We start from the raw sequence: 20,241 nt of genomic DNA, 5'->3' as shown, positions 1-20,241 counted from the left end.
GAATGACGGTCCGCGGGGGCGCAAGCCGCCCCCGCCCATGACAACTCCGCAGCGGAGCCGACCCCATGAAAGATTTGGTGAAAGTCCTCAAATCGCAGTCTCAGTCCGAAGAGTTCGACGCGATCAAGATCACGCTGGCGTCGCCGGACATGATCCGCTCCTGGTCCTACGGCGAGGTCAAGAAGCCCGAGACCATCAACTACCGTACCTTCAAGCCGGAGCGCGACGGCCTGTTCTGCGCCAAGATCTTCGGCCCGGTGAAGGACTACGAGTGTCTGTGCGGCAAGTACAAGCGGATGAAGCATCGCGGCATCATCTGCGAGAAGTGCGGCGTGGAGGTCACCAAGGCCGCCGTGCGCCGCGAGCGCATGGGCCACATCGAGCTGGCCAGCCCCGTCGCGCACATCTGGTTCCTGAAGTCGCTGCCGTCCCGTATCGGCATGTTCCTGGACATGACCCTGCGCGACATCGAGCGGGTGCTCTACTTCGAGAGCTTCGTGGTCATCGACCCGGGCATGACCACCCTCGAGCGCGGCCAGCTGCTCAATGACGAGCAGTACTTCGAGGCCCTCGAGGAGTTCGGTGACGACTTCGACGCCCGCATGGGTGCCGAGGCGATCCAGGCGCTGCTCAAGGACATCGACCTCGGCGAGGAGATCGACCGCCTGCGCGAGGAGATCCCGCAGACCAACTCCGAGACCAAGATCAAGAAGCTCTCCAAGCGGCTCAAGCTGCTCGAGGCCTTCTACAACTCCGGCAACGATCCGGCGTGGATGGTCATGGAGGTGCTGCCGGTGCTGCCGCCGGACCTGCGTCCGCTGGTGCCGCTGGACGGCGGTCGCTTCGCGACCTCCGACCTCAACGACCTCTACCGTCGTGTGATCAACCGCAACAACCGCCTCAAGCGGCTGCTCGACCTCAATGCGCCGGACATCATCGTGCGCAACGAGAAGCGCATGCTGCAGGAGGCGGTGGACGCCCTGCTGGACAACGGTCGCCGCGGCCGGGCCATCACCGGCTCCAACAAGCGCCCGCTGAAGTCCCTGGCCGACATGATCAAGGGCAAGCAGGGTCGCTTCCGTCAGAACCTGCTGGGCAAGCGCGTCGACTACTCGGGCCGCTCGGTGATCACCGTGGGTCCGACCCTGCGCCTGCACCAGTGCGGCCTGCCCAAGAAGATGGCCCTGGAGCTGTTCAAGCCGTTCATCTACTCCAAGCTGCAGTCGCTGGGCCATGCGTCCACGATCAAGGCCGCCAAGAAGATGGTGGAGCGCGAGCTGCCCGAGGTGTGGGACATCCTCGCCGACGTCATTCGCGAGCACCCGGTGCTGCTCAACCGCGCCCCGACCCTGCACCGCCTCGGCATCCAGGCCTTCGAGCCGCTGCTGATCGAGGGCAAGGCGATCCAGCTGCACCCGCTGGTGTGTGCCGCCTACAACGCCGACTTCGACGGTGACCAGATGGCGGTCCACGTGCCGCTGACCCTGGAAGCCCAGCTCGAGGCGCGGGCGCTGATGATGGCCACCAACAACGTGCTGTCGCCGGCCAACGGCGAGCCGATCATCGTGCCCTCCCAGGATGTGGTGCTGGGTCTCTACTACATGACCCGCGAGAAGATCAACGCCAAGGGCGAGGGCATGGTGTTCGCCAACCTCGACGAGGTGGAGCGCGCCTTCGGCACCCAGCACGTCGCCCTGCATGCACGCGTCAAGGTTCGCCTTGACGAGGTGGACGTCGACGAGGAGAGCGGCGAGCGCAGCCATCATCGCCGCCTCTACGACACCACCGTGGGTCGCGCGCTGCTGTTCCGCATCCTGCCGGAGGGCGTGCCCTTCGCGCTGATCGATCAGCCGATGAAGAAGAAGGCGATCTCCGCGCTGCTCAACGAGGTCTATCGCCGCGCCGGTCTCAAGCCGACCGTCATCTTCGCCGACCAGCTGATGTACACCGGCTTCCGCCTGGCCACCTGGTCCGGCGCCTCCATCGGCGTCAACGACTTCGTCATCCCGGACGCCAAGGCCGAGATCGTCGAGGCCGCCGAGGAGGAGGTGAAGGAGATCGAGGACCAGTTCTCCTCGGGTCTCGTCACCGCCGGCGAGAAGTACAACAAGGTGATCGACATCTGGTCCAAGGCCAACGACAAGGTGGCCAAGGCGATGATGGTCGGCATCTCCAAGGAGACCGTGGTCGACCGTGACGGCAACGAGGTCGAGCAGGACTCCTTCAACAGCGTCTTCATCATGGCCGACTCGGGGGCGCGGGGTAGTGCCGCCCAGATCCGCCAGCTGGCGGGCATGCGTGGCCTGATGGCCAAGCCGGACGGCTCCATCATCGAGACGCCGATCGTCGCCAACTTCCGTGAAGGCCTGAACGTACTCCAGTACTTCATCTCCACCCACGGCGCGCGGAAGGGTCTGGCGGATACGGCACTCAAGACCGCCAACTCCGGTTACCTGACCCGTCGCCTGGTGGACGTGGCCCAGGACATGGTGATCACCGAGATCGACTGCGGCACCGAGGAGGGCCTGACCCTGCACCCGGTGATCGAGGGCGGCGACATCATCGTCTCCCTGGCCCAGCGCGTCCTCGGTCGCGTGGTGGCCCAGGACGTCATCGACCCGGCCACCGACGAGGTGCTGATCCCGCGTGGCACCCTGCTCGACGAGAAATGGTGCGCCGAGCTCGACACCATGGGCGTCGACGAGATCGTGGTGCGCAGCGCCATCGCCTGTCAGACCGCTCACGGCGTCTGCTCCGCCTGCTACGGTCGCGACCTGGCGCGCGGTCATCAGGTGAACATCGGTGAGGCGGTGGGTGTCATCGCTGCCCAGTCCATCGGTGAGCCGGGCACCCAGCTGACCATGCGGACCTTCCACATCGGCGGCGCGGCCTCCCGTGCCTCCGCGGTGGACAGCGTCCAGGTCAAGCACGGCGGCCGCGTGCGCCTGCACAACATCAAGTACGTGGAGCGCGCCGACGGCAAGCTGGTGGTGGTCTCCCGCTCCAGCGCCCTGGCCGTCGCCGATGATCACGGCCGCGAGCGCGAGTACTACAAGCTGCCCTACGGCGCCGAGCTCTCCGTCAAGGATGGCGACCCCGTCGAGGCCGGCCAGGCCGTGGCCAAGTGGGATCCGCACACCCACCCCATCGTCGCCGAGGCCGAGGGTACCGTGCAGTACGCCGACATGGACGAGGGCCTGACCATCCACCGCAGCGTGGACGAGATGACCGGTCTCTCCTCCATCGAGGTGATCGAGTCGGCGGCGCGCCCCATGGCCGGCCGTGACAAGCGCCCGATGATCCTGCTCAGTGACGATGCCGGCAAGCCGGTCACCCTCTCCGGCTCCGACACCCCGGTGCAGTACCTGCTGCCCGGCAAGGCGATTGTCACCGCCGATAACGGCGCGAAGATCGGCGTCGGTGAGATCGTCGCGCGTATCCCGGTGGAGGCGTCCGGTAACAAGGACATCACCGGGGGTCTGCCCCGCGTGGCCGACCTGTTCGAGGCGCGCAAGCCGAAGGAGCCGGCCATCCTCGCCGAGATCAGCGGCGTGATCAGCTTCGGCAAGGAGACCAAGGGCAAGCGTCGCCTGACGATCACTCCGGAAGGCGGCGGCGATCCCTTCGAGGCGCTGATCCCGAAATGGCGCCAGATCGCGGTGTTCGAGGGCGAGAGCGTCGAGAAGGGCGAGGTGATCTCCGACGGTCCCAGCAACCCCCACGACATCCTGCGCCTGCTGGGCGTGGCGGAGCTGGCCAAGTACATCACCGCCGAGATCCAGGAGGTCTACCGCCTCCAGGGCGTGGGCATCAACGACAAGCACATCGAAGTGATCGTGCGTCAGATGCTGCGCAAGGTGGAGATCACCGACTCGGGCGATTCCGACTTCATCCCCGGCGATCAGGTCGAGCTGGTGCGGGTGCTGGAGCAGAATGCCCGCCTGGAGAAGGAAGAGAAATTCCCGGCCAAGTACCAGCGGGTACTGCTGGGTATCACCAAGGCCAGCCTGGCTACCGAGTCGTTCATCTCCGCGGCCTCCTTCCAGGAGACCACGCGGGTGCTGACCGAGGCGGCGGTCACCGGCAAGCGCGACTACCTGCGCGGCCTGAAGGAGAACGTGGTGGTGGGACGCCTGATCCCGGCCGGTACCGGCCTCGCCCATCACGAGGAGCGTCGTCGCCGGCGCGAAGGCACCGAGCGCCAGCTGGCGCCGTCGGCCTACGACGTCGAGCAGGAGCTGGGCGCCCAGCTCACCGCGCTGGATTCCGGCGACGAGGAACTCTGACCCGGGCCCCGGGATCGCGGGGCCGTCCAGATGGACGGCCTCCCGGTCTTGACGGGGCAGGGGGTCAGCTATTAGAATGCGCAGCCTTTAACAGTGGGGCGGGTGCGCCCGCACCCGCTGGAAAAGGCCAAGGCAACCCATTGGAGTCAGCTACAACCCATGGCAACGATCAATCAGCTCGTGCGCAAGCCGCGCAAGCGCCCCGTCAGCAAGAGCGACGTGCCGGCGCTGCAGGCCTGCCCGCAGAAGCGCGGCGTCTGCACCCGCGTCTACACCACCACCCCGAAGAAGCCGAACTCGGCCCTGCGTAAGGTCTGCCGCGTGCGCCTGACCAACGGCTTCGAGGTCTCTTCCTACATCGGCGGTGAAGGTCACAACCTCCAGGAGCACTCCGTGGTCCTGATCCGCGGTGGCCGCGTCAAGGACCTTCCCGGTGTGCGCTATCACACCGTGCGCGGCGCCCTGGACACCTCCGGCGTGCAGAACCGCAAGCAGGGCCGTTCCAAGTACGGCGCCAAGCGTCCCAAGGCCTGATCGGCCTCGGTACGCAACGACACCCAGAATTGATATCGGTCTGATAAGAGTAAGGTCGGGCGTCGCGGGCTCAACAGGGCCGCGCGGGAGTTCCGGGTTTACCTGAAGGACCCTTCCACAGAGGGCTTATCATGCCTAGAAGAAGAGTTGCGGCGAAGCGCGAGATTCTCCCGGATCCCAAGTTCGGAAGTGAGCGCCTGGCCAAGTTCATGAACCACCTGATGTTCAGCGGGAAGAAGTCCGTAGCTGAGCGCATCGTCTATGGTGCGCTGGACAGGGTTGCCGAGCGTAGTAATGAAGACCCGCTGGAGATCTTCGACAAGGCGCTGGAAACCATCCAGCCGATGGTCGAGGTGAAGTCCCGCCGCGTCGGTGGCGCGACCTATCAGGTGCCCGTGGAGGTCCGTCCGTCCCGCCGCCAGGCGCTGGCCATGCGCTGGCTGGTGGACGCCGCTCGCCGCCGTGGCGAGAAGACCATGGTGCAGCGCCTCGCCGGCGAGATGCTGGACGCCGCCGAAGGCAAGGGCTCCGCGGTCAAGAAGCGTGAAGACGTGCACCGCATGGCGGAAGCCAACAAGGCTTTCTCGCACTACCGCTTCTGAGTGCGGCGTGGTGGGTGCAGCGCCTCCCCGTCGGGGATGTGCTGCGCTCACCAGCGCAGTGCCCTTAAACGCATCGCCAACCAACGGGGAGTTCCACCGTGGCTCGCAAGACTCCACTTAACCGCTACCGCAACCTGGGTATCGTCGCTCACGTCGATGCCGGCAAGACCACCACGACCGAGCGCGTGCTGTTCTACACCGGCGTCAACCACAAGCTGGGCGAGACTCACGAAGGCGCCTCCACCACCGACTGGATGGAGCAGGAGCAGGAGCGGGGTATCACCATCACCTCCGCTGCCGTGACCACCTTCTGGAAGGGCATGAACCACCAGTTCGATGAGCACCGCATCAACATCATCGACACCCCTGGGCACGTGGACTTCACCATCGAGGTGGAGCGCTCCCTGCGGGTTCTCGACGGTGCCGTCGTGGTGCTGTGCGGCTCTTCCGGCGTTCAGCCGCAGACCGAGACCGTGTGGCGTCAGGCCAACAAGTACGAAGTGCCGCGCATGGTGTTCGTCAACAAGATGGACCGCACCGGTGCCGACTTCTTCATGGTGGTCGATCAGCTCAAGGATCGCCTGGGCGCCAACGCTGTGCCGATCCAGATCAACTGGGGCACCGAGGAAGAGTTCCAGGGCGTCATCGACCTGATCGAGATGAAGGCCATCAAGTGGAACGAGGAAGACCTCGGTACCTCCTACGAGCTGGTCGACATCCCCGCCGAGCTCCAGGCCAAGGCCGAGGAGTATCGCGAGCAGATGGTCGAGGCCGCCGCCGAGGCGTCCGACGAGCTGATGGACAAGTACCTGGAAGGCGGTGAGCTGACCAAGGAAGAGATCAAGGCCGGCCTGCGTCGCCGCACCCTGAGCAACGAGATCGTGCTGGTCACCTGTGGCTCGGCGTTCAAGAACAAGGGCGTGCAGGCGGTGCTGGACGCGGTGGTCGAGTACCTGCCGTCTCCCACCGAGGTCAAGGCCATCGAGGGTGAGCTGGACGACAAGGACGGCACCGTCGCGACCCGCGAGGCCGACGACGCGGCTCCCTTCGCCGCCCTGGCGTTCAAGATCGCCACCGACCCCTTCGTCGGTACCCTGACCTTCATCCGCGTCTACTCCGGCGTGCTGAACTCGGGCGACAGCGTCTTCAACTCCGTGAAGTCGAAGAAGGAGCGCGTCGGCCGTATCGTCCAGATGCACGCCAACTCCCGCGAGGAGATCAAGGAAGTGCGCGCTGGCGACATCGCCGCCTGTATCGGCCTCAAGGACGTCACCACCGGTGACACCCTGTGCGACCAGGAGCACAAGATCATCCTGGAGCGCATGGAGTTCCCGGATCCGGTGATCTCCGTGGCCGTCGAGCCGAAGTCCAAGGCCGACCAGGAGAAGATGGGCGTGGCGCTGGGCAAGCTGGCCCAGGAGGATCCCTCCTTCCGCGTCAAGACCGACGAAGAGACCGGTCAGACCATCATCTCCGGCATGGGCGAGCTGCACCTCGACATCATCGTCGACCGCATGCGTCGCGAGTTCAAGGTCGAGGCCAACATCGGCAAGCCGCAGGTCGCCTACCGCGAGACCATTCGTGGCACGGTGGAGCAGGAAGGCAAGTTCGTGCGTCAGTCCGGCGGTCGCGGCCAGTACGGCCACGTCTGGCTGCGCATCGAGCCGCTCACCAAGGAAGACAAGGGCGAAGATGAAGACCTGCACTTCAAATTCGCCTCCGAGATCGTCGGCGGCGTGGTTCCCAAGGAATACGTGCCGGCCGTCGAGAAAGGGGCCTACGAGCAGCTGCAGAACGGTGTCATCGCGGGCTATCCGATGATCGACGTCAAGGTTACGCTGTACGATGGTTCCTACCACGACGTGGACTCCAACGAGACCGCGTTCAAGGTCGCTTCGTCCATGGCCGTCAAGGAAGGCGCCAAGAAGGCCAAGGCCGTGCTGCTGGAGCCGGTGATGAAGGTCGAGGTCGTGACCCCCGAGGATTACATGGGTGACGTCATGGGCGACCTGAACCGCCGTCGCGGTCTGGTGCAGGGTATGGATGACTCGTCCATGGGCAAGATCATCCGCGCTCGGGTTCCGTTGGCTGAGATGTTCGGTTACGCGACCGATCTGCGTTCTCAGACCCAGGGCCGCGCAAGCTACGTCATGGAGTTTGCGGATTACGAAGAGGCGCCGTCCAGCGTCGTTGAAGCCGTCATCAACCAAAACGGGTAACCGTTAGCTAACGTAAAGAGGTTATAGCAGTGGCTAAGGAAAAATTTGAGCGTTCCAAACCGCACGTCAACGTCGGCACCATCGGTCACGTCGACCACGGCAAGACCACTCTGACTGCGGCCCTGACTCGCGTCTCCGCCGAGGTGTTCGGTGGCGAATGGCGTGCATTCGACACCATCGACAACGCCCCGGAAGAGCGTGAGCGCGGCATCACCATCGCCACCTCTCACGTGGAGTACCAGTCCGAAGTGCGTCACTACGCGCACGTCGACTGCCCGGGGCACGCCGACTACGTCAAGAACATGATCACCGGTGCTGCCCAGATGGACGGCGCTATCCTGGTCTGTTCCGCCGCTGACGGCCCCATGCCGCAGACCCGCGAGCACATCCTGCTGTCCCGTCAGGTTGGCGTTCCGTACATCGTCGTGTTCCTGAACAAGGCCGACATGGTCGACGACGAAGAGCTGCTCGAGCTGGTCGAGATGGAAGTTCGCGAGCTGCTGAACGAGTACGACTTCCCGGGCGACGACACCCCGATCATCACCGGCTCCGCCCTGATGGCGCTGAACGGTGAAGACGAGAACGGCATGGGCACCACCGCCGTTGCCAACCTGATCAAGGCCCTGGACGAGTACATCCCGGAGCCGGAGCGTGCCATCGACCAGCCGTTCCTGATGCCGATCGAGGACGTCTTCTCCATCTCCGGCCGCGGCACCGTGGTGACCGGTCGTATCGAGCGCGGCATCGTCAAGGCCGGCGAAGAGATCGAGATCGTCGGTATCCGTGACACCACCAAGACCACCGTTACCGGTGTCGAGATGTTCCGCAAGCTGCTCGACGAAGGTCGTGCCGGTGAGAACGTCGGCGCCCTGCTGCGCGGCACCAAGCGTGACGAGGTCGAGCGTGGCCAGGTGCTGGCCAAGCCGGGCTCCATCAAGCCGCACACTGTCTTCGAAGCCGAAGTCTACGTGCTGTCCAAGGAAGAGGGTGGTCGTCACACTCCCTTCTTCAAGGGCTACCGTCCGCAGTTCTACTTCCGTACCACCGATGTCACCGGTACCTGTGAGCTGCCGGAAGGCGTCGAGATGGTGATGCCGGGCGACAACGTCAAGATGGTCATCACCCTGATCGCCCCGATCGCCATGGACGAAGGTCTGCGCTTCGCCATCCGTGAAGGCGGCCGCACCGTCGGCGCCGGCGTCGTGGCCAAGATCGTCCAGTAAGCCTCGGCTTCTCGATGATCGAAGGGGGCTCCTCGCGGGGCCCCCTTTCTGCGCACCGCGGAGAGTGTTTGACACTCATCCGCGGCGCACCTATAATGCGCATCCTTTGAATGCGTGGGTAGACGGCTCGCGCCGTCGAGATCCATTGGAGTTAAGGGCTAATGCAGAACCAGAAGATTCGCATTCGGTTGAAGGCCTTCGACCATCGCCTGATCGACCAGTCCGCCGCGGAGATCGTTGAGACCGCCAAGCGTACCGGCGCCCAGGTTCGTGGTCCGATCCCCCTGCCGACCAACCGCGAGCGGTACACCGTGCTGATCTCGCCGCACGTCAACAAGGACGCGCGCGACCAGTACGAGATTCGTACTCACAAGCGTGTACTCGACATCGTCGAGCCCACGGAAAAGACCGTTGATGCCCTGATGAAGCTCGACCTCGCCGCCGGCGTGGACGTGCAGATCAAGCTCGACTGATTCCACACTAGACACTCGCGGCCCAGCGCTCATCGCCTCTGCACAAAAGCGGGTATGAGCAGCAGCCGCCGCGCCGTGAGGCGCCATACAACGTGCTAGTGGAATGCTCTGGAAAGGGCAGCCATAGCGGGTGATAGCCCCGTACACTAAAGGAGACTGAGTATGACTATCGGTTTAGTCGGTAAGAAGGCCGGGATGACCCGCGTCTTTACCGAGGATGGCGCTTCTGTGCCCGTAACCGTGATCGAGGTTGCACCCAACCGCATCACTCGCGTCAAGACCGTCGAGTCCGACGGCTACGCGGCGATTCAGGTGACAGCCGGTTCTCGCAAGGCCAAGCACCTCACCAAAGCCCAGGCGGGTCAGTACGCCAAGGCGGGTGTGGAGGCCGGTCGTTCGCTGATGGAGTTCCGTCTGGCTGCAGGCGAAGAAGCTCCGGAAGTGGGCGGCGAACTCACCGTATCCCTCTTCGAAGCTGGTCAGAAGATCGACGTGACCGGCACCTCCAAGGGCAAGGGCTTCCAGGGCGCCATCAAGCGCTGGAACTTCCGCACCCAGGACAACAGCCACGGCAACTCCCTGTCCCACCGCGCACCGGGCTCCATCGGCATGTGTCAGACGCCGGGCCGCGTGTTCAAGGGCAAGAAGATGGCCGGCCAGATGGGCAACGTCCGTTGCACCGTCCAGAGCCTCGAAGTCGTGCGTGTCGATGCCGAACGTAATCTGCTGCTGGTCAAGGGCGCCGTGCCCGGTGCCACCGGTAGTGACGTCGTCGTGCGCAGCGCCGTGAAAGCTGGCTGAAGGGGAAATCACCGATGAATCTGAATCTTGCTGCCGGCGCCGGCACCGTCGAAGTGTCCGACGCCACCTTTGGCAAAGAATTCAATGAAGCGCTCGTGCACCAGGTCGTCACCGCCTATCTGGCCGGTGGTCGTCAGGGCACTCGCGCTCAGAAGAACCGTTCCGACGTGCGTGGTGGCGGCAAGAAGCCGTGGCGTCAGAAGGGCACCGGTCGCGCTCGCGCCGGCACCATCCGCTCTCCGCTGTGGCGCAGCGGCGGCGTGACCTTCGCGGCTCGTCCTCAGGACCACAGCCAGAAGGTCAACCGCAAGATGTACCGCGCGGCGATGCGCTCCATCCTCTCCGAGCTGGTTCGCCAGGAGCGTCTGGTGGCCGTGGAGGAGATCTCCGTCGAAGCGCCGAAGACCAAGCAGCTGGTCGCCAAGCTCCAGGAGCTGGGTCTGGAGAAGGTGCTGATCGTCACCGAGGAAGTCGACGAGAAGCTCTACCTGGCTGCCCGCAACATTCCCAACGTGGATGTGGTGGACGTGGCTGCCGCCGACCCGGTGAGCCTGGTCGCCTTCGACAAGGTGCTGGTCACCGTCTCCGCCCTGCGCAAATTCGAGGAGAAGCTGGCATGAACCAGGAGCGTGTATTCAAGGTCCTGCTGGGTCCGCACGTGACCGAGAAGGCCGCCATGGCTGCCGAACGCAACCAGTACGTGTTCAAGGTGGCCAGCGACGCGACCAAGCCCGAGATCAAGAAGGCCGTCGAGGCTCTGTTCGGCAAGAAGGTCGACCGCGTTCAGACGCTGAACGTCAAGGGCAAGACCAAGCGCACCGCGCACGGTCTGGGTCACCGCAAGGGGTATCGCAAGGCCTACGTTACGCTGGCCGCCGGCGAGACCCTTGAAGACTTCTCTGGCGCCGAATAAGGGCAGGAGTACGGACAATGGCAATCGTCAAGACCAAACCCACATCCGCCGGCCGTCGCCACGTCGTCAAGATCGTTGGTGAAGACCTGCACAAGGGCAAGCCCTACGCGCCCCTGCTCGAGAAGCAGTCGCGCAGCGGCGGTCGCAACAACAACGGTCGCATCACCACCCGTCACGTGGGCGGTGGGCACCGTCAGCACTACCGGATCATCGACTTCAAGCGCACCAAGGATGGCGTTCCGGCCATCGTCGAGCGCCTCGAGTACGATCCGAACCGTAGCGCCCACATCGCGCTGCTGAAGTACCTGGACGGCGAGCGTCGCTACATCATCGCGCCCAAGGGCGTGAAGGCGGGTGACCGTCTCGAGTCCGGCGTGAACGCGGCCATCAAGCAGGGCAATGCTCTGCCGCTGCGTAACGTCCCGCTGGGTTCCACCGTGCATTGCGTCGAACTGAAGCCTGGCAAGGGCGCTCAGATCGCTCGCAGCGCCGGCACCAGCGCCCAGCTGGTCGCCCGTGACGGCAACTACGCCACCCTGCGTCTGCGCTCCGGCGAGATGCGCAAGGTGCTGAGCGAGTGCCGCGCGACCCTGGGCGAAGTGAGCAACTCCGAGCACAGCCTGCGTCAGCTTGGCAAGGCCGGTGCGAAGCGCTGGAGAGGTGTGCGTCCGACCGTTCGCGGCGTGGCCATGAACCCGGTGGATCACCCGCACGGCGGCGGCGAAGGCCGCACCAGCGGTGGTCGTCACCCGGTGACTCCGTGGGGTATCCCCACCAAGGGCCACAAGACCCGCAAGAACAAGCGCACCGACAAGCTGATCGTTCGTCGCCGCAAGGCCAAGTAACACACTTTAAGAGGTAACGGCTGTGCCACGTTCACTGAAGAAAGGTCCCTTTATTGACCTTCATCTGCTGAAGAAGGTTGAGGCTGCAGTGGAGAAGAACGACCGCAAACCGATCAAGACCTGGTCGCGTCGTTCCATGATCCTGCCCAACATGGTCGGGCTCACCATTGCAGTCCATAACGGTCGCCAGCACGTCCCGGTGCATGTCTCCGAGGAAATGGTTGGCCACAAGCTGGGCGAATTCGCTGCTACCCGCACCTATCGCGGTCATGCGGCGGACAAGAAAGCCAAACGGTAAGCCAGAGAGGATTGAGAGATGGAAGTCACAGCTAAGCTGCGTGGCGCTCGTTTATCCGCCCAGAAGGCCCGTTTGGTGGCTGACCAGGTGCGCGGTAAGCCGGTCGCCGAGGCGCTCGACCTGCTGACCTTCTCACCGAAGAAGGCTGCCAAGCTGGTCAAGAAGGTGCTGCAGTCCGCCATCGCGAATGCGGAAGAAAACAACGGCATGGATATCGACGAGCTGCGTGTCTCGACCATCTGCGTCGATGAGGGCATGACGCTCAAGCGTATCAAGCCGCGTGCCAAGGGCCGCGCGGATCGTATCTTGAAGCGCACCTGCCACATCACCGTCAAGGTAGCCGAGAAGTAGGAGTCGACCAGATGGGTCAGAAAGTCAATCCGACAGGCATTCGCCTGGGCATCGTCAAGGACCATACGTCGGTCTGGTATGCCGAGCGCGGCGCCTATGCCGACAAGCTGAACAACGACCTCGAAGTGCGCCGCTTCCTGGAAGAGCGTCTGAAGAACGCCTCCGTGAGCCGCATCACCATCGAGCGTCCGGCCAACAACGCACGCATCACCATTCACACCGCCCGTCCGGGCATCGTGATTGGCAAGAAGGGCGAGGATGTCGATCGCCTGCGTCGTGAGGTCACCCAGATGATGGGCGTGCCCGTTCACGTCAACATCGAAGAAGTTCGCAAGCCCGAGCTGGACGCCATGCTCGTGGCCCAGAACATCGCTGGCCAGCTCGAGCGTCGCGTCATGTTCCGTCGTGCCATGAAGCGCGCGGTACAGAACGCCATGCGCCTGGGCGCCGGCGGCATCAAGGTGCAGCTCTCCGGTCGCCTGGGTGGCGCCGAGATCGCGCGCACCGAGTGGTACCGGGAAGGTCGTGTTCCGCTGCATACCCTGCGTGCGGACATCGACTACGCCACCTTCGAGGCCAAGACCACCTACGGCATCATCGGTGTCAAGGTGTGGGTCTTCAAGGGTGAGATCCTCGGGGGCATCGAAGAGGTCCGCGCCAAGGCGAAGCAGCCTCAGGCCGCGCCCTCCAAGAAGAAAGGTTCCAGGTAAGGGGAGAGCGAGTCGATGTTACAACCCAAGCGTATGAAATTCCGCAAGATGCAGAAAGGCCGTAACCGTGGCCTGGCGCATCGCGGAAGCAAGATCAGCTTCGGGGAATACGGCCTGAAGGCTACCGGTCGCGGCCGCATTACTGCGCGCCAGATCGAAGCCGGCCGTCGCGCGATCACCCGTCACGTCAAGCGTGGCGGCAAGATCTGGATCCGCGTGTTCCCGGACAAGCCGATTTCCAAGAAGCCACTCGAAGTCCGTATGGGTAAGGGTAAGGGTTCCGTCGAGTACTGGGTCGCACAGATCCAGCCGGGCCGGGTCCTGTATGAAATCGAAGGCGTGTCCGAAGAGCTGGCCCGCGAGGCCTTCACTCTCGCCGCGCAAAAGATGCCCGTATCCACCACCTTTGTGAAACGGACGGTGATGTGATGAAAGCCCAGGAAATCCGTGAAAAGTCAGTCGACGAGCTGAAGGGTCAGCTCCTCGAACTCCTCCGCGAGCAGTTCAACCTGCGCATGCAGAAGGCCACCGGTCAGCTCAGCCAGACTCATCTGCTCAAGCAGGTTCGTCGGGACATCGCCCGGGTGAAGACTGTGCTCAACGAGAAGGCAGGTGACTGAGATGGCCGAAGAGAAGAAAGCTCGTACGCTCACCGGCAAGGTGGTGAGCGACAAGATGGACAAGTCCATCGTCGTGATGATCGAGCGCCGCGTGCGTCACCCGATCTACGGCAAGTACGTCAAGCGCTCCACCAAGCTGCACGCCCATGACGAGGCGAACCAGGCGAAGGCAGGCGACACGGTCTCCATCCAGGAGTGCCGTCCGCTGTCCAAGACCAAGTCCTGGAAGCTGGTCGAGGTGGTCGAGCAGGCCAAGGGCTGATCGGCTCACGCCTGTCAAACCAGTGCAGTCAGATTAGGTTTGGAGAAAACCGATGATTCAGACTCAGACAATGCTGGATGTCGCCGACAACAGCGGGGCGCGCCGGGTGCAGTGCATCAAGGTGCTGGGCGGTTCACACCGTCGCTACGCCCACGTTGGCGATATCATCAAGGTCACGGTGAAGGAAGCCATTCCGCGTGGCAAGGTCAAGAAAGGCCAGGTCCTCAAGGCGGTGGTGGTTCGCACCCGTAGCGGCGTCCGTCGTCCCGACGGTTCGCTGATCCGCTTCGACGGAAATGCGGCAGTTCTGTTGAACAACACCAACGAACAGCCGATCGGTACCCGTATCTTCGGGCCGGTGACCCGTGAACTTCGTACCGAGAAGTTCATGAAGATCATTTCCTTGGCGCCTGAAGTGCTGTAAGGAGCGAGGCGGATATGCAAAAAATCAAACGTGACGATGAAGTGATCGTCATCGCCGGCAAGGACAAGGGCAAGCGTGGCACCGTCAAGCGCGTCCTCAAGGACGACCGCTTTGTCGTGTCCGGTGTGAACATGATCAAGCGTCACACCAAGCCCAACCCCATGGCGGGCAATCAGGGCGGTATCGTCGAGCGCGAGGCTCCGATTCACGCGTCCAACGTAGCCATCTTCAACCAGGAGACCGGTAAGGCGGATCGCGTCGGCTTCCAGGTTCAGGAAGACGGTACCAAGGTACGTATCTACAAGTCGACGCAGACGCAGATCGACGCCTAACGCGAGTCGGGTAGCAAAATGGCGAACTTGAAAGAACGTTATCAGAACGAGGTGGTGGCTCAACTCAAAGAGCAGTTCAGCTACGCCAACGTGATGCAGGTGCCACGGATCACCAAGGTGACTCTGAACATGGGCATCGGCGAAGCGACCAGCGACAAGAAGCTGATCGAGAATGCCATCGGTGACCTGGAGAAGCTCTCCGGTCAGAAGCCGATGGTGACCAAGGCGCGCAAGTCCATCGCGGGCTTCAAGGTGCGTGAAGGCTGGCCGATCGGGATCAAGGTGACCCTGCGCTCCGAGCGCATGTGGGACTTCCTCGATCGCCTGGTGAATATCGCGATCCCCCGCGTTCGTGACTTCCGTGGTCTCAACCCGAAGTCCTTCGACGGTCGTGGCAACTACTCCATGGGGGTGCGTGAGCAGATCATCTTCCCGGAGATCGAGTATGATAAGATCGATCGGATCCGTGGTCTGGATGTCACCATCACCACCACCGCCAACACCGATGAAGAAGGTCGTGCGCTGCTGAGCGCGCTGAACTTCCCGTTCAAGAAATAAGGGGTGGGACCATGGCAAAGAAGAGCATGATTGAGCGTGAGCTCAAGCGCACCCAGCTGGTGGCGAAGTTCGCCGCCAAGCGGGCCGCGCTGAAGGCGATCATCCAGGATGTCAACGCTTCCGATGAAGAGCGCTTCGAGGCAACGCTGAAGCTGCAGCAGCTGCCGCGTGACTCCAGCCCGGTGCGTCAGCGCAACCGCTGCCGCATCACTGGCCGTCCGCACGGCTACTACAACAAGTTCGGCCTCGGCCGCAACAAGCTGCGTGAAGCCGCCATGCGTGGCGACGTACCCGGACTGAAGAAGTCCAGCTGGTAACGCCACGTAGAGATATCAGGAGCGCAATGTAAATGAGCATGCAAGACACTCTGGCGGATATGTTTACCCGTATCCGCAATGCGCAGATGGCCACCAAGGAGACGGTCACCATGCCGTCCTCCAAGCTGAAGATCGAGGTGGCCCGCGTGCTGAAGGACGAGGGTTACATCACCGACTTCGCGGTGACCGAGAGCGCCAAGCCCGAACTGACCATCACCCTCAAGTACTTCGAGGGCAAGCCGGTCATCGAGCATCTGCAGCGCGTGTCCAAGCCGTCCCTGCGTCAGTACAAGGGCAAGGGCGAGCTGCCGAAGGTCGCCGATGGCCTGGGAATCGCGATTGTCACTACCTCTCAGGGTGTGATGACCGATCGCGCGGCTCGCAAGGCCGGTGTCGGTGGCGAAGTCATCTGCACCGTATTCTAGGAGTTTGGAATGTCCCGCGTAGCCAAATATCCGGTAAAAGTGCCCGCTGGCGTCGAGATCAAGCTCGACGGTAACCAGCTGACCGCCAAGGGCGGCCAGGGTACGCTGTCACTGACCATTCACCCCGATGTGGTGATCGGTCAGGAAGAGGGTCAGCTGACCTTTACGCCGAGCGAGGCCGCCAAGAGCTGGGCCATGGTCGGCACCACCCGTGCCCTGGTTCAGAACCTGGTCACCGGCGTGAGCGAAGGCTTCACCAAGACCCTCGAAATCATCGGCGTCGGTTATCGTGCCCAGGCCAAGGGCCAGACGCTCAATCTGTCACTGGGCTTCTCGCACCCGGTCGATTACACGCTGCCTGAGGGTGTCACGGCGGAAACGCCCAAGAACACCCAGATCGTGCTGAAGAGCGCGGACAAGCAGAAGCTCGGCCACGCTGCAGCGGAAATCCGCGCCTTCCGTCCGCCTGAGCCCTATAAGGGCAAGGGTGTCCGGTACGCCGACGAGCAGGTGCGTCGCAAAGAAGCCAAGAAGAAGTAAGGCAGGGTTATGAACGCGAAGAAAGAATCTCGTCTCCGTCGTGCCCGCCGCGCTCGCGCCAAGATCCGCGAGCTGGGCGTGTATCGCCTGTGCGTCAACCGTACCCCCCGTCACATCTACGCGCAGATTATCTCGCCGGATGGTGGCAAGGTCCTGGCCAGCGCTTCCACGCTGGACAAGGCCCTGCGTGAGGGTGCAACCGGCAATGCAGACGCCGCCGCCAAGGTGGGCGCCCTGATTGCCGAGCGCGCTAAGGAAGCAGGCATCACCCAGGTGGCCTTCGATCGTGCCGGCTTCAAGTACCATGGCCGCGTGAAGGCTCTGGCCGACGCCGCTCGTGAAGGCGGCCTGGAATTCTAAAGGGTTTTACGATGGCGAAGAACGAACAGCAAAGCGGCGACCTCCAGGAGAAGCTGGTCCAGGTCAACCGTGTCGCCAAGGTGGTCAAGGGTGGCCGTATCTTCGGTTTCACCGCCCTGACCGTCGTGGGCGACGGCAAGGGCCGTGTCGGCTTCGGTCGTGGCAAGGCGCGTGAAGTGCCGGTCGCGATCCAGAAGGCGATGGACCAGGCTCGCCGCAACATGGTCAAGGTCAACCTCGCAGGCACCACCCTGCAGTACCCGGTCAAGGCCCGTCACGGCGCCTCCAAGGTGTACATGCAGCCGGCTTCCGAGGGTACCGGCATCATCGCCGGCGGCGCCATGCGCTCCGTGCTCGAGCTGGCAGGCGTCCACGACGTCCTGGCCAAGTGCTACGGTTCCACCAATCCGGTGAACGTGGTGCGGGCTACCGTCAAGGGCCTGACTGCCATGCAAGCGCCGGAAGACATCGCCGCCAAGCGCGGTCTGTCTGTCGAAGCGATCACGGGGTAAATACCATGGCAGCAACACTCAAGGTTACCCAGACCCGCAGTACCATCGGCATCCTGCCCAAGCACAAGGCCACCATGAAGGGCCTCGGGCTGCGCCGCATCGGTCACACGGTTGAACTGGAAGACACCCCTGCCGTACGCGGCATGATCCACAAGGTCAACTACCTTGTGCGCGTTGAGGGAGAGTAATCCATGAAACTCAATAGCCTGAGCCCGGCACCGGGTTCCAAGCACGCCGAGAAGCGCGTCGGTCGTGGCATCGGCTCCGGTCTGGGCAAGACCGGTGGCCGCGGCCACAAGGGCCAGAAGTCGCGCAGCGGCGGCAGCGTCAAGCCCGGCTTCGAGGGCGGTCAGATGCCGCTGCAGCGCCGTCTGCCGAAGTTTGGCTTCACCTCCATGAAGTCGCTGGCCTCCGAAGAAGTGCGCCTGGGCGAGCTCGCCAAGGTCGCCGGTGACGAGGTCACCCTGGAGACCCTGAAGCAGGCCAACGTGCTGAAGGACGCCACGCTGCACGCGAAGGTGATCCTCTCCGGCGAACTGAACAAGGCGGTTACCGTCCGCGGCATCAAGGTCACCAAGGGTGCCCGTGCTGCGATCGAAGCCGCCGGTGGCAAGGTAGAGGACTAAATGGCCAAGTCAGGAAAAATGCCGGCGATGGGCAGCGGTCTGGGTGAACTGTGGGCGCGTCTGCGCTTCGTGCTCCTCGCCATCGTGGTGTACCGGATCGGTGCCCACATCCCCGTGCCCGGTATGAATCCTGACCAGCTTGCTGCCTTGTTCAGGGAGCAGCAGGGCACCATCCTGGGCATGTTCAACATGTTCTCGGGTGGCGCCCTGGAGCGCATGAGCATCATGGCGCTGGGCATCATGCCCTACATCTCGGCGTCGATTATCATGCAGCTGCTGACCGCGGTCTCGCCCCATCTTGAGCAGCTCAAGAAGGAAGGCGAGGCCGGCCGTCGCAAGATAAGCCAGTACACCCGCTACGGTACCGTGCTGCTCGCCCTGGTCCAGGGCACCGGCATGTCGGTGGGCCTGGCCAGCCAGGGTATCGCCTACACGGCCGACTTCAGCTTCTATTTCACCGCCATCGTCACCTTCGTGTGTGGTGCGGTGTTCCTGATGTGGCTCGGCGAGCAGATCACCGAGAAGGGGATCGGCAACGGCATCTCGCTGCTGATCTTCGCCGGCATCGTCGCGGGCCTTCCGGGTGCCGTGGGCCAGGCCTTCGAGCTGGCCCGCAACGAAGGCGCCTGGAACGTGCTGCCGCTGCTGGCACTCTCCGTGCTGGGTGTCGCCACCGTGGCCTTCGTGGTGTTCATCGAGCGCGGCCAGCGCCGCATCACCGTGAACTACCCGCGTCGTCAGGTCGGCAACAAGATGTACGCCGGCCAGAGCAGCTACCTGCCGCTGAAGGTGAACATGGCGGGCGTCATTCCGCCCATCTTCGCCTCCAGCATCCTGCTGTTCCCGGCCTCGCTGGGTCAGTGGGTGGGTGCCGGCGACGGCCTCGAGTGGCTGCAGCGTGCTTCCCAGGCCCTCGGGCCGGGGCAGCCCCTGCACATCTTGCTTTTCGCCGCGGCAGTGGTATTCTTCTGCTTCTTTTACACAGCGCTGGTCTTCAATCCCAAGGACGTCGCCGACAACCTCAAGAAGTCGGGTGCCTTCCTGCCGGGGATTCGTCCGGGCGAGCAGACTGCTCGCTACGTCGACAAGGTCATGACCCGTCTGACCCTGTTTGGCGCCTTGTACATCACTGCGGTTTCCCTGATGCCCCAGTTCCTGATCGTGGCGTGGAACGTGCCGTTCTTCTTCGGCGGTACCGCGCTGCTGATCATCGTGGTGGTCATCATGGACTTCATGGCCCAGGTGCAATCGCACCTCATGTCGCACCAGTACGAGTCGGTGATGAAGAAGTCCAACCTGAAAGGCTACGGTAGCGGCGGCATCATGCGCTGAGGCGCGCCGCACGTGAATTGGCGCACCGCGGGGCGAGCGATCGACTCGCGGTGCGAGCCAACCTTGGAGATGGAACGATGAAAGTTCGTGCTTCCGTAAAGAAAATGTGCCGCAACTGCAAGATCATTCGTCGCAATGGCGCCGTGCGCGTCATCTGCAGCGAGCCGCGGCACAAGCAGCGCCAGGGCTGAACCTGACGCTGTACTGAACCGGGTGCCGGCATGCCTCTTGCCCTCTCGCGGGGAAAGGGGTATGCTGTTGCGCCTTTTGTAGTAGACCCAACGAGCAAGCCGCTCAAATTTCGGAGTAAGCTGATGGCCCGTATTGCAGGCGTCAATATCCCGGACAACAAGCATGCGGCGATCTCGCTGACCTATATCTTCGGGATTGGCCGCACTCGTGCACAGGACATCTGTGCCGCGTCCGGCATCGCGCCGACCACCAAGATCCAGGATCTGTCCAGCGAAGAGCTGGATACCCTGCGTTCCGAGGTCGGCAAGTACACCGTAGAAGGTGACCTTCGTCGTGATGTCACGCTGAATATCAAGCGTCTCATGGACCTGGGTTGCTACCGTGGTCTGCGTCATCGTCGTGGTCTTCCGCTGCGTGGTCAGCGTACCAAGACCAATGCGCGCACCCGTAAGGGCCCGCGCAAGCCGATCCGCAAATAACACGCAC

29 protein-coding genes are annotated in these 20,241 nt (G+C 63.2%); all 29 read left to right on the top strand.

Features of this window, described 5'->3' with window-relative positions:
• Positions 1-65: 65 nt before the first annotated feature.
• The 29 genes from rpoC to rpsM all read left to right on the top strand — a co-directional run bounded on the left by rpoC (position 66) and on the right by rpsM (position 20,234).
• Positions 66-4,286: a DNA-directed RNA polymerase subunit beta' gene (gene rpoC / locus D1793_RS13460; RefSeq protein WP_119022616.1), complete on the top strand. Its 4,221-nt coding sequence runs from the start codon at positions 66-68 to the stop codon at positions 4,284-4,286.
• Between the two features lie 159 nt (positions 4,287-4,445).
• Entirely contained in the window at positions 4,446-4,820 is a 375-nt protein-coding gene (gene rpsL, locus D1793_RS13455) for a 30S ribosomal protein S12 (RefSeq protein WP_110070664.1), read from the top strand.
• Between the two features lie 131 nt (positions 4,821-4,951).
• Positions 4,952-5,422, top strand: a complete 471-nt coding sequence (gene rpsG, locus D1793_RS13450; protein WP_110070665.1) for a 30S ribosomal protein S7 — start codon at positions 4,952-4,954, stop codon at positions 5,420-5,422.
• Between the two features lie 98 nt (positions 5,423-5,520).
• Positions 5,521-7,641 carry an elongation factor G gene (fusA, locus tag D1793_RS13445; RefSeq protein WP_119022615.1) on the top strand — a complete coding sequence of 707 codons (2,121 nt, stop codon included), beginning with the start codon at positions 5,521-5,523 and terminating at the stop codon, positions 7,639-7,641.
• Between the two features lie 29 nt (positions 7,642-7,670).
• Positions 7,671-8,864, top strand: a complete 1,194-nt coding sequence (tuf, locus tag D1793_RS13440; protein ID WP_119022614.1) for an elongation factor Tu — start codon at positions 7,671-7,673, stop codon at positions 8,862-8,864.
• A 161-nt stretch (positions 8,865-9,025) separates the two neighbouring features.
• Positions 9,026-9,337, top strand: coding sequence for a 30S ribosomal protein S10 (gene rpsJ / locus D1793_RS13435; protein WP_021819602.1), 312 nt, complete (start codon positions 9,026-9,028; stop codon positions 9,335-9,337).
• A gap of 162 nt (positions 9,338-9,499) precedes the next feature.
• On the top strand, positions 9,500-10,138 hold the full coding sequence (gene rplC / locus D1793_RS13430; RefSeq protein WP_119022613.1) for a 50S ribosomal protein L3: 639 nt from the start codon (positions 9,500-9,502) through the stop codon (positions 10,136-10,138).
• A gap of 14 nt (positions 10,139-10,152) precedes the next feature.
• The gene (rplD, locus tag D1793_RS13425; protein ID WP_119022612.1) at positions 10,153-10,758 is read left to right on the top strand and encodes a 50S ribosomal protein L4; all 606 of its coding nucleotides are present in this window, start codon (positions 10,153-10,155) and stop codon (positions 10,756-10,758) included.
• Positions 10,755-11,051 (top strand): 50S ribosomal protein L23, encoded by a 297-nt coding sequence (rplW, locus tag D1793_RS13420; RefSeq protein ID WP_110070670.1) that lies wholly within the window; start codon positions 10,755-10,757, stop codon positions 11,049-11,051. Before rplD ends, rplW begins: the two co-directional genes overlap by 4 nt.
• A gap of 17 nt (positions 11,052-11,068) precedes the next feature.
• Positions 11,069-11,896 carry a 50S ribosomal protein L2 gene (gene rplB / locus D1793_RS13415; RefSeq protein WP_119022611.1) on the top strand — a complete coding sequence of 276 codons (828 nt, stop codon included), beginning with the start codon at positions 11,069-11,071 and terminating at the stop codon, positions 11,894-11,896.
• Positions 11,897-11,918: 22 nt separating this feature from the next.
• Positions 11,919-12,194 (top strand): 30S ribosomal protein S19, encoded by a 276-nt coding sequence (gene rpsS, locus D1793_RS13410; RefSeq protein ID WP_009098993.1) that lies wholly within the window; start codon positions 11,919-11,921, stop codon positions 12,192-12,194.
• 18 nt (positions 12,195-12,212) lie between these two features.
• Positions 12,213-12,545, top strand: coding sequence for a 50S ribosomal protein L22 (rplV, locus tag D1793_RS13405; RefSeq protein ID WP_010626471.1), 333 nt, complete (start codon positions 12,213-12,215; stop codon positions 12,543-12,545).
• A gap of 11 nt (positions 12,546-12,556) precedes the next feature.
• Positions 12,557-13,255 (top strand): 30S ribosomal protein S3, encoded by a 699-nt coding sequence (gene rpsC / locus D1793_RS13400; protein ID WP_110070672.1) that lies wholly within the window; start codon positions 12,557-12,559, stop codon positions 13,253-13,255.
• Positions 13,256-13,270: 15 nt separating this feature from the next.
• Positions 13,271-13,684, top strand: coding sequence for a 50S ribosomal protein L16 (gene rplP / locus D1793_RS13395; protein ID WP_110070673.1), 414 nt, complete (start codon positions 13,271-13,273; stop codon positions 13,682-13,684).
• The gene (gene rpmC / locus D1793_RS13390) at positions 13,684-13,875 is read left to right on the top strand and encodes a 50S ribosomal protein L29 (protein WP_110070674.1); all 192 of its coding nucleotides are present in this window, start codon (positions 13,684-13,686) and stop codon (positions 13,873-13,875) included. Before rplP ends, rpmC begins: the two co-directional genes overlap by 1 nt.
• A gap of 1 nt (position 13,876) precedes the next feature.
• A complete protein-coding gene (gene rpsQ, locus D1793_RS13385) occupies positions 13,877-14,137 on the top strand; it encodes a 30S ribosomal protein S17 (protein ID WP_110070675.1) in 261 nt (86 codons plus the stop codon).
• Positions 14,138-14,189: 52 nt separating this feature from the next.
• Positions 14,190-14,561, top strand: coding sequence for a 50S ribosomal protein L14 (gene rplN, locus D1793_RS13380; RefSeq protein WP_110070676.1), 372 nt, complete (start codon positions 14,190-14,192; stop codon positions 14,559-14,561).
• 14 nt (positions 14,562-14,575) lie between these two features.
• Positions 14,576-14,893 (top strand): 50S ribosomal protein L24, encoded by a 318-nt coding sequence (rplX, locus tag D1793_RS13375; RefSeq protein ID WP_023007541.1) that lies wholly within the window; start codon positions 14,576-14,578, stop codon positions 14,891-14,893.
• 18 nt (positions 14,894-14,911) lie between these two features.
• Positions 14,912-15,451: a 50S ribosomal protein L5 gene (rplE, locus tag D1793_RS13370; protein ID WP_023007540.1), complete on the top strand. Its 540-nt coding sequence runs from the start codon at positions 14,912-14,914 to the stop codon at positions 15,449-15,451.
• A gap of 11 nt (positions 15,452-15,462) precedes the next feature.
• A complete protein-coding gene (gene rpsN, locus D1793_RS13365) occupies positions 15,463-15,768 on the top strand; it encodes a 30S ribosomal protein S14 (RefSeq protein WP_110070677.1) in 306 nt (101 codons plus the stop codon).
• Between the two features lie 32 nt (positions 15,769-15,800).
• Positions 15,801-16,193, top strand: a complete 393-nt coding sequence (gene rpsH / locus D1793_RS13360; RefSeq protein ID WP_119022610.1) for a 30S ribosomal protein S8 — start codon at positions 15,801-15,803, stop codon at positions 16,191-16,193.
• Positions 16,194-16,202: 9 nt separating this feature from the next.
• The gene (rplF, locus tag D1793_RS13355; RefSeq protein ID WP_119022609.1) at positions 16,203-16,733 is read left to right on the top strand and encodes a 50S ribosomal protein L6; all 531 of its coding nucleotides are present in this window, start codon (positions 16,203-16,205) and stop codon (positions 16,731-16,733) included.
• Positions 16,734-16,742: 9 nt separating this feature from the next.
• Entirely contained in the window at positions 16,743-17,093 is a 351-nt protein-coding gene (gene rplR / locus D1793_RS13350; RefSeq protein ID WP_023007536.1) for a 50S ribosomal protein L18, read from the top strand.
• 11 nt (positions 17,094-17,104) lie between these two features.
• Positions 17,105-17,605 carry a 30S ribosomal protein S5 gene (gene rpsE / locus D1793_RS13345; protein WP_110070680.1) on the top strand — a complete coding sequence of 167 codons (501 nt, stop codon included), beginning with the start codon at positions 17,105-17,107 and terminating at the stop codon, positions 17,603-17,605.
• 5 nt (positions 17,606-17,610) lie between these two features.
• The gene (rpmD, locus tag D1793_RS13340) at positions 17,611-17,793 is read left to right on the top strand and encodes a 50S ribosomal protein L30 (RefSeq protein WP_110070681.1); all 183 of its coding nucleotides are present in this window, start codon (positions 17,611-17,613) and stop codon (positions 17,791-17,793) included.
• A gap of 3 nt (positions 17,794-17,796) precedes the next feature.
• Positions 17,797-18,231 (top strand): 50S ribosomal protein L15, encoded by a 435-nt coding sequence (gene rplO, locus D1793_RS13335; RefSeq protein WP_119022608.1) that lies wholly within the window; start codon positions 17,797-17,799, stop codon positions 18,229-18,231.
• Positions 18,232-19,563, top strand: coding sequence for a preprotein translocase subunit SecY (secY, locus tag D1793_RS13330; RefSeq protein WP_119022607.1), 1,332 nt, complete (start codon positions 18,232-18,234; stop codon positions 19,561-19,563).
• Between the two features lie 77 nt (positions 19,564-19,640).
• Entirely contained in the window at positions 19,641-19,754 is a 114-nt protein-coding gene (gene rpmJ, locus D1793_RS13325) for a 50S ribosomal protein L36 (RefSeq protein WP_008959154.1), read from the top strand.
• Between the two features lie 123 nt (positions 19,755-19,877).
• Positions 19,878-20,234, top strand: a complete 357-nt coding sequence (gene rpsM, locus D1793_RS13320; RefSeq protein ID WP_110070684.1) for a 30S ribosomal protein S13 — start codon at positions 19,878-19,880, stop codon at positions 20,232-20,234.
• The last annotated feature ends 7 nt before the right edge of the window (positions 20,235-20,241 follow it).

Source organism: Halomonas sp. JS92-SW72 (genome assembly GCF_003547075.1).
Classification (GTDB): Bacteria; Pseudomonadota; Gammaproteobacteria; order Pseudomonadales; family Halomonadaceae; genus Halomonas; species Halomonas alkalicola.
This window is presented reverse-complemented; position numbering and strand designations above follow the sequence as displayed.

Excerpts from the sequence above, each read along its gene's own strand:
- rpoC (WP_119022616.1), top strand. The coding sequence starts at position 66 with ATGAAAGATTTGGTGAAAGTCCTCAAATCGCAGTCTCAGTCCGAAGAG.
- rpsL (WP_110070664.1), top strand. The coding sequence starts at position 4,446 with ATGGCAACGATCAATCAGCTCGTGCGCAAGCCGCGCAAGCGCCCCGTC.
- rpsG (WP_110070665.1), top strand. The coding sequence starts at position 4,952 with ATGCCTAGAAGAAGAGTTGCGGCGAAGCGCGAGATTCTCCCGGATCCC.
- rpsJ (WP_021819602.1), top strand. The coding sequence starts at position 9,026 with ATGCAGAACCAGAAGATTCGCATTCGGTTGAAGGCCTTCGACCATCGC.
- rplC (WP_119022613.1), top strand. The coding sequence starts at position 9,500 with ATGACTATCGGTTTAGTCGGTAAGAAGGCCGGGATGACCCGCGTCTTT.
- rplD (WP_119022612.1), top strand. The coding sequence starts at position 10,153 with ATGAATCTGAATCTTGCTGCCGGCGCCGGCACCGTCGAAGTGTCCGAC.
- rplW (WP_110070670.1), top strand. The coding sequence starts at position 10,755 with ATGAACCAGGAGCGTGTATTCAAGGTCCTGCTGGGTCCGCACGTGACC.
- rplB (WP_119022611.1), top strand. The coding sequence starts at position 11,069 with ATGGCAATCGTCAAGACCAAACCCACATCCGCCGGCCGTCGCCACGTC.
- rplV (WP_010626471.1), top strand. The coding sequence starts at position 12,213 with ATGGAAGTCACAGCTAAGCTGCGTGGCGCTCGTTTATCCGCCCAGAAG.
- rpsC (WP_110070672.1), top strand. The coding sequence starts at position 12,557 with ATGGGTCAGAAAGTCAATCCGACAGGCATTCGCCTGGGCATCGTCAAG.
- rplP (WP_110070673.1), top strand. The coding sequence starts at position 13,271 with ATGTTACAACCCAAGCGTATGAAATTCCGCAAGATGCAGAAAGGCCGT.
- rpmC (WP_110070674.1), top strand. The coding sequence starts at position 13,684 with ATGAAAGCCCAGGAAATCCGTGAAAAGTCAGTCGACGAGCTGAAGGGT.
- rpsQ (WP_110070675.1), top strand. The coding sequence starts at position 13,877 with ATGGCCGAAGAGAAGAAAGCTCGTACGCTCACCGGCAAGGTGGTGAGC.
- rplN (WP_110070676.1), top strand. The coding sequence starts at position 14,190 with ATGATTCAGACTCAGACAATGCTGGATGTCGCCGACAACAGCGGGGCG.
- rplX (WP_023007541.1), top strand. The coding sequence starts at position 14,576 with ATGCAAAAAATCAAACGTGACGATGAAGTGATCGTCATCGCCGGCAAG.
- rplE (WP_023007540.1), top strand. The coding sequence starts at position 14,912 with ATGGCGAACTTGAAAGAACGTTATCAGAACGAGGTGGTGGCTCAACTC.
- rpsN (WP_110070677.1), top strand. The coding sequence starts at position 15,463 with ATGGCAAAGAAGAGCATGATTGAGCGTGAGCTCAAGCGCACCCAGCTG.
- rpsH (WP_119022610.1), top strand. The coding sequence starts at position 15,801 with ATGAGCATGCAAGACACTCTGGCGGATATGTTTACCCGTATCCGCAAT.
- rplF (WP_119022609.1), top strand. The coding sequence starts at position 16,203 with ATGTCCCGCGTAGCCAAATATCCGGTAAAAGTGCCCGCTGGCGTCGAG.
- rplR (WP_023007536.1), top strand. The coding sequence starts at position 16,743 with ATGAACGCGAAGAAAGAATCTCGTCTCCGTCGTGCCCGCCGCGCTCGC.
- rpsE (WP_110070680.1), top strand. The coding sequence starts at position 17,105 with ATGGCGAAGAACGAACAGCAAAGCGGCGACCTCCAGGAGAAGCTGGTC.
- rpmD (WP_110070681.1), top strand. The coding sequence starts at position 17,611 with ATGGCAGCAACACTCAAGGTTACCCAGACCCGCAGTACCATCGGCATC.
- rplO (WP_119022608.1), top strand. The coding sequence starts at position 17,797 with ATGAAACTCAATAGCCTGAGCCCGGCACCGGGTTCCAAGCACGCCGAG.
- secY (WP_119022607.1), top strand. The coding sequence starts at position 18,232 with ATGGCCAAGTCAGGAAAAATGCCGGCGATGGGCAGCGGTCTGGGTGAA.
- rpmJ (WP_008959154.1), top strand. The coding sequence starts at position 19,641 with ATGAAAGTTCGTGCTTCCGTAAAGAAAATGTGCCGCAACTGCAAGATC.
- rpsM (WP_110070684.1), top strand. The coding sequence starts at position 19,878 with ATGGCCCGTATTGCAGGCGTCAATATCCCGGACAACAAGCATGCGGCG.